We start from the raw sequence: 16,527 nt of genomic DNA on the forward strand, positions 1-16,527 counted from the left end.
CAGGCCGGTCCCTGCCCTGTTCGGAGGCCGGCTTTAAAAAATGCGGAGGTTGGGGGCGTCCGGTGTTCCGGAATGGTGGGCAGATTGCCTACCCTACGGGGGCGTACGGCGCAACAGAAAAGGGCCTCCCGAAGGAGGCCCTCTCTTAGATCAATCAGGAGACCTGATTACTCGACGATCTTCGACACGACGCCGGCGCCGACGGTGCGGCCGCCTTCGCGGATGGCGAAGCGCAGGCCGTCTTCCATCGCGATCGGCGCGATCAGCTCAACGCCGAACTTCAGGTTGTCGCCCGGCATCACCATCTCGGTGCCTTCCGGCAGGGTCACGGTGCCGGTCACGTCGGTGGTGCGGAAGTAGAACTGCGGACGGTAGTTCGCGAAGAACGGGGTGTGGCGGCCGCCTTCTTCCTTGGTCAGGATGTAGGCTTCGGCTTCGAACTTGGTGTGCGGGGTCACGGAACCCGGCTTGCACAGCACCTGGCCGCGCTCAACACCGTCACGGTCCACACCGCGCAGCAGGGCGCCGATGTTGTCGCCGGCTTCACCGCGGTCCAGCAGCTTGCGGAACATTTCCACACCGGTGCAGGTGGTGGTGGTGGTGTCGCGGATGCCGACGATTTCGATCGAGTCGCCGACGTTGATCACGCCGCGCTCGACACGGCCGGTCACAACGGTGCCGCGGCCGGAGATCGAGAACACGTCTTCGATCGGCATCAGGAACGGCTGGTCAACCGCACGCGCCGGGGTGTCGATGTACTCGTCCACGGCCGCCATCAGCTCTTTGATCTTCTCTTCGCCGATTTCCGGCTTGTTGCCTTCCATCGCCGCCAGAGCGGAGCCTGCAACGATCGGGATATCGTCGCCCGGGTAGTCGTAGGAGGACAGCAGCTCGCGGATTTCCATTTCGACGAGCTCCAGCAGCTCTTCGTCGTCGACCTGGTCAACCTTGTTCATGAACACGACCATCTTCGGGATGCCAACCTGGCGGCCCAGCAGGATGTGCTCGCGGGTCTGCGGCATCGGGCCGTCAGCTGCGTTCACAACCAGGATCGCGCCGTCCATCTGGGCCGCGCCGGTGATCATGTTCTTGACGTAGTCGGCGTGGCCGGGGCAGTCGACGTGCGCGTAGTGGCGGTTCTCGGTCTCATACTCGACGTGCGCGGTCGAGATGGTGATGCCGCGGGCTTTTTCTTCCGGGGCGCCGTCGATCTGGTCGTAGGCTTTGAAGTCACCGAAGTATTTGGTGATAGCCGCGGTCAGAGTGGTCTTGCCGTGGTCAACGTGGCCGATGGTGCCGATGTTGACGTGCGGTTTATTACGTTCAAACTTTTCCTTAGCCATGATGGCCTCCTTTTGCTTCGAGGGAGGCCCGCAATGCCTGCGAGCCCCCGTATTTTCTGACGCTTACGCGTATTTCGCCTGGATCTCTTCCGAGATGTTCTGCGGAACCGGCTCGTAGTGATCGAACTGCATGGTGAACTGGGCGCGGCCCGAGCTCATCGAACGCAGGGTGTTGATGTAGCCGAACATGTTCGCCAGCGGCACAAACGCGTCGATCGCGATTGCGTTGCCGCGGTTCTCCTGGCCGGACACCTGGCCGCGGCGGGAGGTCAGGTCGCCGATGATGCCGCCGGTGTATTCTTCCGGGGTGATCACCTCAACCTTCATCACCGGCTCGAGCAGTTTCGCACCAGCTTTGCGCATGCCTTCACGCATGCCCATGCGGGCGGCGATTTCAAAGGCCAGAACCGAGGAGTCCACGTCGTGGAACTTACCGTCGATCAGGGCAACCTTGAAGTCGATCACGGGGAAGCCAGCCAGCGGGCCGCTGTCCATGACGGACTGGATGCCTTTTTCGACGCCCGGGATGTATTCCTTCGGAACCGCACCGCCGACGATACGGGATTCGAAGGAGTAGCCTTCGCCTGCTTCTGTCGGCGAGATGATCAGTTTCACCTCGGCGAACTGGCCCGAACCACCCGACTGTTTCTTGTGGGTGTAGGAGTGCTCGACCTCTTTGGAGATGGTCTCGCGGTAGGCCACCTGCGGCGCACCGATGTTCGCCTCGACCTTGAACTCGCGCTTGAGACGGTCCACCAGGATGTCCAGATGAAGTTCGCCCATGCCCTTCATGATGGTCTGACCGGACTCGATGTCGGTCTCGACGCGGAAGGACGGGTCTTCGGCGGCCAGACGGGCCAGACCCTGGGACATCTTCTCCTGGTCGGCCTTGGTTTTCGGCTCAACCGCGATCTCGATCACCGGGTCGGGGAAGGTCATGGTTTCCAGAACGACGGGATCGTTGACGGCGCAGAGGGTGTCACCGGTGGTGGTGTCCTTCAGGCCTGCCAGCGCGATGATGTCGCCCGCGAACGCTTCCGTGATTTCCTCACGGTTGTTCGAGTGCATCATCATCATCCGGCCAACGCGCTCTTTCTTGCCTTTGGTCGAGTTCAGCAGGGTGTCGCCCTTGTTCAGCACGCCGGAGTAGATCCGGGTGAAGGTCAGGGAACCGACGAACGGGTCGTTCATGATCTTGAACGCCAGGCCGGAGAACGCCATGTCGTCGTCCGCGCGGCGGGCGATGTCACGGGTTTCAGTCTCGTCGCCGGGTTTGAAGCCCATGTAATCAACAACGTCCAGCGGGCTGGGCAGGTAGTCGATCACAGCGTTGAGCAGCGGCTGAACGCCTTTGTTCTTGAACGCGGAGCCGCCAAGGACCGGAACGAAGGCCAGTTCCAGGGTGCCCTTGCGCAGCAGTTTGCGCAGGGTCGGAACGTCGGGCTCTTCGCCTTCCAGGTAGGCTTCCATCGCGTCGTCGTCCATTTCGACGGCCGCTTCGATCATTTTGCCGCGCCATTCTTCAGCCATGTCCTGAAGGCTTTCGCGGATCGGTGCCTTGACCCAGGATGCGCCCAGGTCTTCGCCCTGCCACAGCCATTCTTCCATGTTGACCAGGTCAACCAGGCCTTCCAGCTCGTTCTCGGCGCCGATCGGCACACCAACCGGAACCGCGCGGGCGCCGGTACGGTCTTCGATCATGTTGACGCAGTTAAAGAAGTCAGCGCCGATCTTGTCCATCTTGTTGACGAACACCATGCGCGGAACCTTGTAGCGGTCAGCCTGACGCCACACGGTTTCGGTCTGCGGCTCAACGCCGGCGTTGGCGTCCAGAACACAGACAGCACCGTCGAGAACCGCCAGCGAACGCTCAACTTCGATGGTGAAGTCAACGTGGCCGGGGGTGTCGATGATGTTCAGGCGGTGCTTCGGAGAGTCAGCGGTTTTGCCGTCTTCGGTGCGTTCCCAGAAGGTGGTGGTCGCAGCCGAGGTGATGGTGATGCCGCGTTCCTGCTCCTGCTCCATCCAGTCCATGGTGGCTGCACCGTCGTGCACCTCACCGATGTTGTGGGATTTGCCGGTGTAATACAGGATGCGCTCGGAGCAGGTGGTTTTACCTGCATCGATGTGCGCCATGATACCGAAGTTACGGTACAGTTCGAGGGGATATTCGCGTGCCATAGGTCTATGTCCTCTAGCTTACCAGCGATAATGGGAGAAGGCTTTGTTGGCCTCTGCCATCTTGTGGGTGTCTTCGCGCTTCTTGACCGCGGTGCCACGGGACTGGACGGCGTCCAGCAGCTCGCCTGCAAGGCGCTCTTCCATGGTGTTTTCGTTGCGGTTGCGGGCAGCAGCGATCAGCCAGCGGATGGCCAGCGCTTCGCGGCGCTCGGGGCGGACTTCAACCGGAACCTGATAGGTCGCGCCGCCAACACGGCGGGAGCGGACCTCGACGGACGGTTTGATGTTGTCCAGCGCTTCGTGGAAGACTTCAACCGGAGCGCGCTTGATCTTGGTCTCAACGCGGTCGAAGGCGTTGTAGACGATGCGCTCTGCGACCGACTTCTTGCCGTCGATCATCAGGTTGTTCATGAATTTGGTCAGAACGCGGTCGCCGAACTTGGCGTCGGGCAGGACTTCGCGCTTCTCTGCGGCGTGACGACGGGACATCTCGCTCTCTCCTTCTTACTTAGGACGCTTCGCGCCGTACTTCGAGCGGCGCTGCTTACGGTCTTTGACGCCCTGGGTATCCAGAACACCGCGCAGGATGTGGTAACGGACACCCGGAAGGTCTTTCACCCGGCCGCCGCGGATCAGAACCACGGAGTGTTCCTGAAGGTTGTGGCTTTCACCGGGGATGTAGGAGATCACTTCGTAACCGTTGGTCAGGCGGACCTTCGCAACTTTCCGCATAGCGGAGTTCGGTTTCTTCGGAGTGGTGGTGTACACGCGGGTGCAGACGCCGCGCTTTTGCGGGCACTGCTCGAGGTGCTGGGACTTCGAAACTTTACGCTTCGGCTGACGCGGCTTGCGGATCAGCTGCTGGATCGTTGGCATTCAGGTATTCCCCGTTTAGCAACTTGTCATGCACGCCGGCGCGTGCGGGTGATTTCGCTGCACCTGTGCGTCCACAAGCGCAAAAACCGCAATCGCTCCCATTCCGAGGTGAGACGACGCGGTGTGTTTACAGAGGATCCGGGTGATAAAAGTGCCCGGACCTTGAGCCACTGCAATTTTGAATTCGGCTTTCGAAGCATACACTCCGGGTGCCGGATAGGCGCGCGTATATGGGGAGTCGCGGGGGTTGTCAACAGCAGCCGGGCGATGCGGGCCGGGCGGCACCGGCGCGGCGGTTGCCAGCGGGCTGCCCGGCCGCCATAGTCGCCGGCGCAGGCGTTTGCAACACACGGATTTCACTATGCAGGTCATCGGGCTGTGCCGGTTCTCCTACCCGGCCATCGGCGGGTTCCAGGTCGAGCATGAGACAATGGCGGAGCGGATCGCCTATCTCTACTCTGACGCGCGGATGGAGGAGCGGTTCCGGCTGTTTGAAACCGTCGCCCTGCCCTCTCTGCGCCAGCAGACGGACCAGGAATTCGACCTGCTGCTGATGACCGGCGACAGCCTGCCCCGGCAGCACCGCGACCGGCTGCGGGACCTGACCGCAGACATGCCGCAGGTGCGGATCACGGCGGAGCCGCCGCGCCGCCATCGCGAGGTGATGAAGGAGTTGCTGAACCGCGCCCGCAAGGATCCGGACCAGCCCTGCCTGCAGTTCCGTTTCGACGACGACGACGCGGTGGCGGGTGAATTCATCGAGCGGCTGCGGGAAACCGCGGCGGACTGCGCGCCGCTGCTGGCCAAGACGGACACCGCCGCGATTGATTTCAACCGCGGCTTTATCGCCGAATTCAGCGCCGATGGGATCGCCGCCTCGGAACCCGCCGTGCGGCCCTATTTCACCGCGGCGCTGGCGATGTATGCGGCGGGCGGCTGCCGCAAGACGATCATGAACTTCGCCCATAACCGCATCCACCACCACATGCCCACGGTGACCGTGACCGATGTGCCGATGTGGGTGCGCAGCCACAACCGGTTCAACGATTCCCGCCAGGACCGGGCCAAGCCGGTTGAAGTAACGCCGCTGACACCGAAGCAGGAACGCGAATTTGCAAGCGTGTTCGGCATCAGGGCCGACCGCGTGCGTGCGGCGTTCAGCGCATGACCGGGCGGCGTTTGCGGGCGGCCTGGCGCTCCCGGTAGAAGGTGAAGACCCCGGCCCCGGCTACGATGGCTGCGCCCAGCAGGGTCACCGCATCCGGCCATTCGCCGAACACCAGCCACCCCAGCAGCAGCGCCCACAGCAATCCGCTGTAACGCAGGGGCGCAATCACCGTGATCTCCCCCACCCGCATGGTCATCACCGAGCACAGGTAGCCCGCAAAGATGAACAGGGCCGCACCGCCCAGGATCAGAAGCTCACCCGCGCCCATCGGCTGCCACTCCACCGCGGCAGAGGTGGCAATGCCGAACGCCAGCACCGACAGCGAGGACATCAGCGTTACGGTCATTGACGTCACCTCCGGCGGCATCCGCCGGGTGACCAGATCGCGGGCGGTGATGCAGGCCACCGAGGCCAGCGCGTAAAGCGCGCCCTCGCTGAACCCTTCCGGCCCCGGCCGCACGATCAGCAGCATGCCGCAGAAGCCCGCGGCAATCGCTGCCATCCGCCGCCAGCCCACCGGCTCTTGCAGGAACAGCGCCGCGCTCAGCGTCACCGCCAGCGGCAGCACCTGCAGCACCGCGGTGACATTGGCGATCGGCATCACCATCAGCGCGGTCAGGAACAGATAGGTGGCCGCCACCTCGCCTGCGCAGCGCAGGGCGATCATGCCCCAGGCGCGGGGCGGCAGTCGCAGCTGTAAACCGCCCATCCGCCGTACCAGCAAGTAGATCAGCACGCTGGCCGCCAGGCCGCGGACGGTCAGGATCTGCGGCAGCGGCAGCGTGCCGCCGATCAGCTTCACCAGCGCATCGTTGAAGGTATAGGCCGCCATGGCGCCCATCATCAGCAGCGCGCCCGTCTGGTTCGGTGTCATCGCCGCACCGCTGCTGGGATCATCCGCAGACCGTCATCCATTCCTGTGCCCTCCCTGCCCTGCAACAGATAGCCTTGGCGGCAGATGTGAAAAAGCCCCCGCATGCATCCATGCGGGGGCTTTTCCGTTTGTCTGCTGCCGCGGCTTAGTCGCGGCTTTCCGGGGTATCGACCAGGTTGTCCAGATCGGTGTCCATCGCGTCCTCGTCCATCACCGGCGCAGCCAGGGCTGCAGCGGCTTCGGCTTCCTCGCGGCGGGCTTCCAGAACCACGTTGTCGCGGCCCTGGGCGATCTGGCGCACCCGCTGGGTGGCACCGCCGGTGCCGGCCGGGATCAGGCGGCCCACGATGACGTTCTCCTTGAGGCCGACCAGCTTGTCCTTCTTGCCCTGCACCGAAGCCTCGGTGAGAACCCGGGTGGTCTCCTGGAAGGAGGCCGCCGAGATGAAGGAGCGGGTCTGCAGCGACGCCTTGGTGATGCCGAGCAGGATCGGTTCGCCCTGAGCCGGACGCTTGCCGCGGGCCAGCGCCTTCTCGTTTGCGGCGTCGAACTCCTGCTTGTCCACGTGTTCGCCCTTCAGCAGCGTGGTGTCGCCGGAGTCAGAGATCTCCCACTTCTGCAGCATCTGGCGGACGATCACCTCGATGTGCTTGTCGTTGATCTTCACACCCTGCAGGCGGTAGACGTCCTGGACCTCGTCGATCATGTAGTTCGCCAGTGCCTCGACACCCATGATGGACAGGATGTCATGCGGCGCCGGGTTGCCGTCCATGATGTAGTCGCCCTTCTGGACATAGTCACCTTCCTGAACCGGAATGTGCTTGCCCTTGGGCACCATGTATTCGACGGCTTCCATCGACTCGTCCGACGGCTCGATCGCAATACGGCGCTTGTTCTTGTAGTCGCGGCCGAAGCGCACGTAACCATCGATTTCGGCGATGATCGCGTGATCTTTCGGGCGGCGGGCTTCGAACAGTTCCGCAACGCGCGGCAGACCACCGGTGATGTCCTTGGTCTTGGCGCCTTCACGCGGGATCCGCGCGACCACGTCACCGGCCAGGATCTGCTGGCCGTCTTCGACCGACAGGATGGCATCCACGGACATCGGATAGGTCAGCGGGTTGCCGGCGTCGTTGCGCACCGGCTCGCCGTTGCCGTCGACCAGAATGATTTCCGGCTTCAGGTCGGAGCCTTTCGGAGCCGCACGCCAGTCGATCACGATCTTCTGGGTCATGCCGGTGGCTTCGTCGGTCTCGTCGCGGACAGCCAGGCCCGAGATCAGGTCGACATACTTGGCGGTACCCGGCTTCTCGGCAATGATCGGCAGGGTATAGGGGTCCCATTCGAACAGCTTGTCGCCGCGGTTGACCATCTGGCCTTCCTTGACGAACAGCTTGGAGCCGTAGCCCAGCTTGTGGCTGGCACGCTCTTCGCCGTGCTCGTCCTGGATGATCAGCTTCATGTTGCGGCCGACAACCAGGGTCTCGCCGTTGGCGTTCTCCAGGGTCTGCGGCATCTCGAAGACGATCTTGCCGGACTGCGAGGCTTCCAGGAACGACTGCTGGCCGCCCTGGGCAACGCCGCCGATGTGGAAGGTCCGCATGGTCAGCTGGGTGCCGGGTTCACCGATCGACTGCGCCGCGATGATGCCGACGGCCTCGCCGGTGTTCACGCGGGTGCCGCGGGCCAGGTCACGGCCGTAGCACATGGCGCAGACGCCCTCTTCCGACTCACAGGTCAGCGGCGAGCGGATGCGGGTCGACTGCACGCCGGCCTCTTCCACTGCGTCGGCCATGCGCTCGTCGATCAGCTGGCCGGCGGCCACGATGATCTCTTCGGTGCCGGGCTTCTTGATGTCATCCGCAGCCACACGGCCCAGGATGCGCTCGCCCAGCGACGCCACGACTTCGCCATCGTTCACAGCCGCTTCTGCGGTGATCGCACGCTCGGTGCCGCAGTCGATCTCGCGAACGATGCAGTCCTGCGCCACGTCCACCAGACGGCGGGTCAGGTAACCCGAGTTCGCCGTCTTAAGCGCGGTATCCGACAGACCCTTACGGGCACCGTGGGTGGAGTTGAAGTACTCCAGAACGGTCAGGCCTTCTTTAAAGTTCGAGATGATCGGGGTCTCGATGATGTCGCCGTTCGGCTTGGCCATCAGGCCGCGCATGCCGCCCAGCTGTTTCATCTGAGTAACCGAGCCACGCGCACCGGAGTGGGCCATCATATAGACCGAGTTCGGTTCCATCACGGCGCCGTTCTCGTCCCGCTTGTCAGCGGAGATGGTGCCCATCATCGCTTCGGTGACCTTGTCGTTACACTTCGACCAGGCATCGACAACCTTGTTGTACTTTTCGCCCTGAGTGATCAGGCCGTCCATGTACTGCTGTTCGAAGTCTTTCACCTGCTCGCGGGTGTCGTCGACGATGGTCCACTTGGTGTCCGGGATCACCATGTCGTCCTTACCGAACGAAATGCCGGCCTTGAACGCTTCGCGGAAGCCCATGGTCATGATCTGGTCGCAGAAGATGACCGACTCTTTCTGGCCGCAGTAGCGGTAGACGGTGTCGATGACCTGCTGAACCTCTTTCTTCCGCAGCAGGCGGTTGACCAGCTCGAAGGGCGCCTTGGCGTTCTTGGGCAGCAGCGCGCCCAGACGGACACGGCCCGGGGTGGTCTCAAAGCGCTTGAGAACCTCGTTGCCTTCCTCGTCGATCTGGGTGATCCGCGCGGTGATCTTGGAGTGCAGATGCACTTCGCCGGCGTCCAGCGCGTGCTGAACCTCGTCGATGGTGCCGAAGATCTTGCCTTCGCCGGGCATGCCTTCGCGCTCCAGGGTCACATAGTAGAGACCCAGGATCATATCCTGCGAGGGAACGATGATCGGCGCGCCGTTGGCGGGCGACAGAACGTTGTTGGTCGACATCATCAGGACGCGCGCTTCCAGCTGGGCCTCAAGGCTCAGCGGGACGTGCACAGCCATCTGGTCGCCGTCGAAGTCCGCGTTAAAGGCCGAGCAGACCAGCGGGTGCAGCTGGATCGCCTTGCCTTCGATCAGCGTGGGTTCGAACGCCTGGATGCCGAGGCGGTGCAGCGTCGGTGCGCGGTTCAGCATCACCGGGTGCTCGCGGATCACCTCATCCAGAATATCCCAAACCTCGGGACGCTCTTTCTCAACCAGCTTCTTCGCCTGCTTCACGGTCGAGGACAGGCCCTTGGCCTCCAGACGCGAGTAGATGAAGGGCTTGAACAGCTCCAGCGCCATCTTCTTGGGCAGGCCGCACTGGTGCAGCTTCAGCTCAGGACCGGTCACAATCACCGAACGGCCGGAGAAGTCGACGCGCTTACCCAGAAGGTTCTGGCGGAAGCGGCCCTGCTTGCCTTTCAGCATGTCGGACAGCGACTTCAGCGGGCGCTTGTTGGCGCCGGTGATGACGCGGCCGCGGCGGCCGTTGTCGAACAGCGCGTCAACAGACTCCTGCAGCATCCGCTTTTCGTTGCGGACGATGATGTCAGGCGCGCGCAGTTCGATCAGACGCTTCAGACGGTTGTTCCGGTTGATCACGCGGCGGTACAGGTCGTTCAGGTCGGAGGTCGCAAAGCGGCCGCCGTCCAGCGGAACCAGCGGGCGCAGTTCCGGCGGAATGACCGGGATCACGGTCATGATCATCCATTCCGGACGGTTGCCCGATTCCAGGAAGGATTCCACGACTTTCAGACGCTTGATGATCTTCTTGGGCTTCAGTTCGCCGGTGGCTTCGGCCAGTTCGGCGCGCAGCTGCTCGGCTTCCGATTCCAGGTCGATCTGGGCCAGCATGTCACGGATCGCTTCAGCGCCGATGTTGGCGGTGAAGGCGTCCATGCCATAGGCATCCTGGGCGTCCATATACTCTTCTTCGGTCATCATCTGACCATAGGTCAGGTCGGTGAGGCCCGGTTCGATGACCACGTAGTTTTCAAAGTACAGAACCCGTTCCAGATCGCGCAGGGTCATGTCCAGCATCAGGCCGATGCGGCTGGGCAGCGACTTCAGGAACCAGATGTGCGCAACCGGGGCGGCCAGTTCGATGTGGCCCATGCGCTCGCGGCGCACTTTCTGCAGGGTGACTTCGACGCCGCATTTTTCACAGACGACGCCGCGGTACTTCATCCGCTTATATTTGCCGCACAGGCATTCGTAGTCTTTGATCGGGCCAAAGATGCGGGCGCAGAACAGGCCGTCGCGCTCCGGCTTGAAGGTCCGGTAGTTGATGGTCTCGGGCTTTTTGATTTCGCCGTAGGACCAAGACAGGATCCGTTCCGGGCTGGCCAGCGAGACTTTGATTTCATCAAAGACCTTCGGCGGGGTCAGCGGGTTGAACGGGTTGTTGGTGATTTCCTGGTTCATTTTGATACCTCAAATCTTGCGGAAGGGGGGAGCGGGAGAAGGGCGCGGGGCCCTTACTCCTCAACCTCCGCATCCAGGAGTTCCATGTTCAGGCCGAGGCCGCGGACTTCTTTAACCAGAACGTTGAACGATTCCGGCACGCCCGCCTCGAAGTTATCCTCGCCCTTGACGATCGACTCATAGACCTTGGTCCGGCCGGCGACGTCATCCGATTTGACGGTGAGCATCTCCTGCAGGGTGTAGGCGGCGCCATAAGCTTCCAGAGCCCAGACTTCCATCTCACCGAAGCGCTGACCGCCGAACTGCGCCTTACCGCCCAGCGGCTGCTGGGTAACCAGCGAGTACGGGCCGGTGGAACGCGCGTGGATCTTGTCGTCCACCAGGTGGTGCAGCTTCAGCAGGTATTTGATGCCAACGGTGACCGGACGCGCGAACTGCTCGCCGGTGCGGCCGTCGAACAGGATCGACTGGCCGGACTGGTCAAAGCCCGCACGCACCAGGGCGTTGTTCACATCGTCTTCCTTGGCGCCGTCGAAGACCGGGGTTGCAATCGGCACACCGCGGGTCACGTTGCCTGCGGCTTCGATCAGCGTGTCCTCGTCCATACTGGCGATGCCTTCGTCATAGACATCGTCGCCATAGGCGTGGTGCATCGCTTCACGGACCGGGGTCAGGTCGCCCGAGCGGCGGTATTCCTGCAGCGCTTCGTCCACCTTGATGCCGAGGCCGCGCGCGGCCCAGCCCATGTGGGTCTCCAGGATCTGACCGACGTTCATACGCGACGGCACGCCCAGCGGATTGAGGCAGAAGTCGACCGGGGTGCCGTCGGCGAGGAACGGCATGTCCTCCATCGGCACCACTTTCGAGATCACACCTTTGTTGCCGTGACGGCCGGCCATCTTGTCGCCCGGCTGCAGCTTGCGCTTCACCGCGATGAAGACCTTGACCATCTTCATCACGCCCGGCGGCAGGTCGTCGCCGCGGCGGACCTTCTCGACCTTGTCCTCGAAACGGGCGTCCAGGGCACGCTTCTGCGCCTCGTACTGCTCGTTCAGGGCCTCGACGACCTGGGCGTCCTGCTCATCCTCAAGGGCAAGCATCCACCACTGGCCGCGGGACAGCGAGTCCAGCAGCTCCTCGTCGATCGGGGAACCGGCACGCACGCCTTTCGGGCCTTTGACGGCCACTTTGCCCAGCAGCATGCCGCGCAGGCGGGCATAGATGTTGCGGTCCAGGATCGCCAGCTCGTCGTCCCGGTCACGGGCCAGACGCTCGACTTCCTCACGCTCGATCTGCAGAGCACGCTCGTCTTTCTCCACGCCGTGGCGGTTGAAGACGCGCACCTCGACCACAGTACCGTAGTCGCCCGGCTTCACGCGCAGCGAGGTGTCGCGCACGTCGGAAGCCTTCTCACCGAAGATGGCGCGCAGCAGCTTCTCCTCCGGGGTCATCGGGCTTTCGCCCTTCGGAGTGATCTTGCCGACCAGAATGTCGCCCGGCTCCACATCGGCACCGATGTAGACGATCCCCGCCTCGTCGAGGTTGCGCAGGGCTTCCTCGCCGACGTTCGGGATGTCGCGGGTGATTTCTTCCGGCCCGAGCTTGGTGTCACGGGCGGCGACTTCGAATTCCTCGATGTGAACCGAGGTGAAGACGTCGTCACGCGCGATGCGCTCGGAGATCAGGATCGAGTCTTCGTAGTTGTAGCCGTTCCACGGCATGAACGCGACGACCACGTTTTTGCCCAGTGCCAGTTCGCCCATATCGGTCGACGGGCCATCGGCGATAACCTCGCCCTTGGACACGGTGTCGCCCACCTTGACCAGAGGCTTCTGGTTGATGGTGGTGTTCTGGTTGGAACGCTGGAACTTGCGCAGACGGTAGATGTCAACGCCCGCATCGCCCAGTTCCAGGTCCTCGGTGGCCCGGATCACGATACGCTGCGCGTCCACCTGGTCGATGATGCCAGCCCGCTTGGCCTGGATCGCCGCGCCGGAGTCGATCGCAACCTTTTCCTCGATGCCGGTGCCGACCAGCGGCGCCTCTGCACGCAGCAGCGGAACCGCCTGACGCTGCATGTTCGAGCCCATCAGAGCGCGGTTGGCGTCGTCGTTTTCCAGGAACGGGATCAGCGAGGCAGCGACAGAGACCAGCTGCTTCGGCGACACGTCGATCAGGTCCACGCTTTCGCGCGGCGCCAGGGTGTAGTCGCCGGACTGGCGGGTCGACACCAGGTCGTTGATGAACTTGCCGCTCTCGTCCAGGGTCGCGTTCGCCTGCGCCACGGTGTGGCGCATTTCCTCGGTCGCCGACATGTAGTGCACTTCGTCGGTCACCTGGCCTTCGTTCACCACCCGGTAGGGGGTTTCGATGAAGCCGTATTTGTTGACGCGCGCGAAGGTCGCCAGCGAGTTGATCAGACCGATGTTCGGGCCTTCCGGGGTCTCAATCGGGCACATCCGGCCATAGTGGGTCGGGTGCACGTCGCGGACCTCAAAGCCGGCGCGCTCGCGGGTCAGGCCGCCCGGGCCAAGCGCCGACAGGCGGCGTTTGTGGGTGACTTCCGACAGCGGGTTGGTCTGGTCCATGAACTGCGACAGCTGCGAGGAGCCGAAGAATTCACGCACCGCAGCCGCAGCCGGTTTCGCGTTGATCAGATCCTGCGGCATCACGGTGTCGATCTCGACGGAGGACATCCGTTCCTTGATCGCACGCTCCATGCGCAGCAGGCCGACGCGGTACTGGTTTTCCATCAGCTCGCCGACGGACCGCACGCGGCGGTTGCCCAGGTGGTCGATGTCGTCGACATCGCCGCGGCCGTCACGCAGGTCGACCAGCGCCTTGATGCAGGCAACGATGTCTTCCTTGCGCAGGGTGCGCTGGGTGTCTTCGGCGTCCAGCGCCAGGCGCATGTTCATCTTCACGCGGCCAACGGCGCTGAGATCGTAACGCTCAGAGTCGAAGAACAGGGTGTCGAACAGCGCGGAGGCGGCTTCGACGGTGGGCGGCTCGCCCGGACGCATCACGCGGTAGATGTCCATCAGCGCGCTGTTGCGGTCCATGTTCTTGTCTTGCGCCATAGTGTTGCGCATGTACGGGCCGACGTTGACGTTGTCGATGTCCAGCACCGGAATGTCGGTGATGCCCGCATCCAGCAGTTCCTTCAGGGAACCGCCGATCAGCTCGCCGTCCTTGTCGTATTCCAGGGTCAGCTCATCACCGGCCTCGACATAGATCGCGCCGTTATCTTCGTTGATGATGTCCTTGGAGACGAACTTGCCGACGATGTGCTCGAAGGGAACCAGCAGCTCGGTGATGGTGCCTTCCTCGATCATCTTCTTGACGGCGCGCGGAGTGACCTTCTTGCCGGCTTCGCAGATGATCTCGCCGGTGGCAGCGTCCACCAGGTCATAGGTCGGGCGGGTGCCGCGCACGCGTTCCGGGAAGAACGGGGTGACCCAGCCGCGGGATTTTTCCAGCTTGAACTGCACGGTGTTGTAATAGGCATCCATGATGCCTTCCTGGTCCAGGCCCAGGGCGTACAGCAGGGTGGTCACCGGCAGCTTGCGGCGGCGGTCGATACGGGCAAAGACGATGTCCTTGGCGTCGAACTCGAAGTCCAGCCAGGACCCGCGGTACGGGATGATGCGGCAGGCAAACAGCAGCTTGCCCGAGGAGTGGGTCTTGCCCTTGTCGTGGTCGAAGAACACGCCCGGCGAACGGTGCATCTGGGACACGATCACACGCTCGGTGCCGTTCACGATGAAGGTGCCGTTCGGGGTCATCAGGGGCATGTCGCCCATGAAGACGTCCTGTTCCTTGATGTCCTTCACCGACTTGGCGCCGGTGTCCTCATCGACATCGAACACGATCAGGCGCAGGGTAACCTTCAGCGGCGCCGAATAGGTCATGTCGCGCTGCATGCACTCTTCGACGTCGTACTTCGGCTTTTCAAACGAGTATTTCACGAACTCCAGAACGGAGGTTTCGTTGAAATCCTTGATCGGGAATACCGACTGGAACACACCTTTGATGCCTTCGCCGTCCAGCGGCTCTGCTGCATCGCCGGAGCGCAGGAAAAGGTCATAAGAAGATTTCTGCACCTCGATGAGGTTCGGCATCTCCAGCACTTCGCGGATTTTGCCGTAATATTTGCGTAGACGTTTCTGGCCAAGGAACGATTGAGCCATGTCAGATGTCACCTTTCGAGTTCTCACCGGTCAAGGATGCCGCCGGGCCCCGGCTCCTTGCCCATACGAGACAGCGTGTTCGGATCAATTCATGGCCACCGTCCCGAAGGCAGCCTCCCGATCCCTTGAACCTCGCCTGAAAAAGCGCCCCTCGGATGAGGCCCTTTTTAAGACAGGTTCGGCTGGGCCCGGAAAATTCCGGACCCAGCCAAATTTCCGATGCACCGGAGATGCACCAGAGGCAGGACTTAGGCCAGCTCGACTTCGGCGCCAGCTGCTTCCAGCTTGGCTTTGATGTCTTCTGCTTCGGCTTTGTCGATGCCTTCTTTGATTTTGCCGCCAGCTTCGACCAGCTCTTTGGCTTCTTTCAGGCCCAGGCCGGTGATGCCGCGGACTTCTTTGATCACGTTGATCTTGGAAGCGCCGGCGTTCTTCAGAACGACGTCGAATTCGGTCTTTTCTTCTTCAGCTGCACCGCCGGCGTCGCCGCCAGCTGCCATGACAACTGCGCCGCCAGCTGCGGGCTCGATGCCGTATTCGTCTTTCAGGATGGTTTTCAGTTCTTGTGCTTCCAGCAGGGTCAGACCCACGATGCTTTCTGCGAGTGCTTTCAGATCAGCCATTGTATCAGCTCTTTCCGTTTACAGTATGTGTGTTCCAACGTGCGGGCTTGTGCCCCACGCCAGCCATTCAGTGCCAACCGCTTACGCAGCTTCCGCCTTCTCTTCGATGGTCGAAAGGATGCTTGCGATGTTGCTTGCAGGTGCGCCAATCGCGCCGGCGATGTTGGAAGCGGGTGCGCCAATGCAGCTTGCGATCTGAGCAATAAGCTCGTCGCGGGACGGCATTTTCGACACGGCTTCGACACCGGCACGGTCCAGAGCGTTCTCACCCATTGCGCCGCCGAGGATCTCAAACTTTTTGTTATCCTTGGCGAAATCCTCGGCCACTTTGGCAGCGGACACGGGATCTTCGGAGTAGGTCAGAACGGTCATCCCTGTCAGCAGGCCGGCCATGCTTGCACACGGCTTACCCTCGAGGGCGATTTTGGCGAGCCTGTTCTTGGCAACACGCACGGAGCTGTTCGCGTCGCTTGCACGCGCGCGCAGATCCTGCATCTCGGCAACTGTCAGACCGGCGTAGTGAGCTACCACCACGACGCCAGAGCTTTCGAAGATCTGGCCGAGTTCCTCGACCACTTTCTCTTTCTGGGCTCTATCCACAGTTCTCTCCAAGTTAGGGATGCTTGCGCATCCCGGCTCATATTTGCCGAACCAGATGGCCCGGCGTTCAGGTCCGTTTTACGGGATGAGCCAAAGTCGCCCGAGGGAATGAAAACCCTCGATCTTCCTGGTCTTACCCGTCTCAGGAGGGAAATTAAGGCCCGATCGAAAGGCCACCCACCATCTTGGACGAAATGAAATAAAGCGCACGACGAATCGCACGCTTTACCTCAAGGCCGTAGTTAGTCGCATTTGAGGGGATTTCCAAGGGGCAATCCGCCCCTT

General features: G+C 62.3%; 10 protein-coding genes. 1 reads left to right on the top strand and 9 read right to left on the bottom strand.

Features of this window, described 5'->3' with window-relative positions; all coding sequences use genetic code 11:
* Positions 1-167: 167 nt before the first annotated feature.
* The 4 genes from tuf to rpsL all read right to left on the bottom strand — a co-directional run bounded on the left by tuf (position 168) and on the right by rpsL (position 4,400).
* Positions 168-1,343, bottom strand: coding sequence for an elongation factor Tu (gene tuf / locus AC58NV_RS12720; RefSeq protein WP_497227467.1), 1,176 nt, complete (start codon positions 1,341-1,343; stop codon positions 168-170).
* Between the two features lie 63 nt (positions 1,344-1,406).
* Positions 1,407-3,524 carry an elongation factor G gene (gene fusA / locus AC58NV_RS12725; protein ID WP_497227468.1) on the bottom strand — a complete coding sequence of 706 codons (2,118 nt, stop codon included), beginning with the start codon at positions 3,522-3,524 and terminating at the stop codon, positions 1,407-1,409.
* Between the two features lie 18 nt (positions 3,525-3,542).
* Positions 3,543-4,013, bottom strand: a complete 471-nt coding sequence (rpsG, locus tag AC58NV_RS12730; RefSeq protein WP_027236237.1) for a 30S ribosomal protein S7 — start codon at positions 4,011-4,013, stop codon at positions 3,543-3,545.
* Between the two features lie 15 nt (positions 4,014-4,028).
* A complete protein-coding gene (gene rpsL / locus AC58NV_RS12735; protein WP_019298617.1) occupies positions 4,029-4,400 on the bottom strand; it encodes a 30S ribosomal protein S12 in 372 nt (123 codons plus the stop codon).
* A gap of 361 nt (positions 4,401-4,761) precedes the next feature.
* Here rpsL and AC58NV_RS12740 point away from each other — a divergent pair, with 361 nt between their 5' ends.
* Positions 4,762-5,568 carry a putative rhamnosyl transferase gene (locus AC58NV_RS12740; RefSeq protein ID WP_497227469.1) on the top strand — a complete coding sequence of 269 codons (807 nt, stop codon included), beginning with the start codon at positions 4,762-4,764 and terminating at the stop codon, positions 5,566-5,568.
* Here the strand turns inward: AC58NV_RS12740 and AC58NV_RS12745 are convergent.
* The 5 genes from AC58NV_RS12745 to rplJ form a co-directional block, all read right to left on the bottom strand.
* Positions 5,558-6,442 (bottom strand): DMT family transporter, encoded by an 885-nt coding sequence (locus AC58NV_RS12745; RefSeq protein WP_497227470.1) that lies wholly within the window; start codon positions 6,440-6,442, stop codon positions 5,558-5,560. The genes AC58NV_RS12740 and AC58NV_RS12745 overlap by 11 nt on opposite strands.
* A 145-nt stretch (positions 6,443-6,587) precedes the next feature.
* Entirely contained in the window at positions 6,588-10,829 is a 4,242-nt protein-coding gene (rpoC, locus tag AC58NV_RS12750) for a DNA-directed RNA polymerase subunit beta' (RefSeq protein WP_497227471.1), read from the bottom strand.
* A 53-nt stretch (positions 10,830-10,882) separates the two neighbouring features.
* Positions 10,883-15,019, bottom strand: coding sequence for a DNA-directed RNA polymerase subunit beta (gene rpoB / locus AC58NV_RS12755; RefSeq protein WP_497227472.1), 4,137 nt, complete (start codon positions 15,017-15,019; stop codon positions 10,883-10,885).
* A gap of 248 nt (positions 15,020-15,267) precedes the next feature.
* The gene (rplL, locus tag AC58NV_RS12760; RefSeq protein ID WP_027236232.1) at positions 15,268-15,642 is read right to left on the bottom strand and encodes a 50S ribosomal protein L7/L12; all 375 of its coding nucleotides are present in this window, start codon (positions 15,640-15,642) and stop codon (positions 15,268-15,270) included.
* A gap of 81 nt (positions 15,643-15,723) precedes the next feature.
* Positions 15,724-16,242, bottom strand: a complete 519-nt coding sequence (gene rplJ / locus AC58NV_RS12765; RefSeq protein WP_174149354.1) for a 50S ribosomal protein L10 — start codon at positions 16,240-16,242, stop codon at positions 15,724-15,726.
* Positions 16,243-16,527 lie beyond the last annotated feature (285 nt).

Source organism: Leisingera sp. ANG49, from assembly GCF_059694505.1.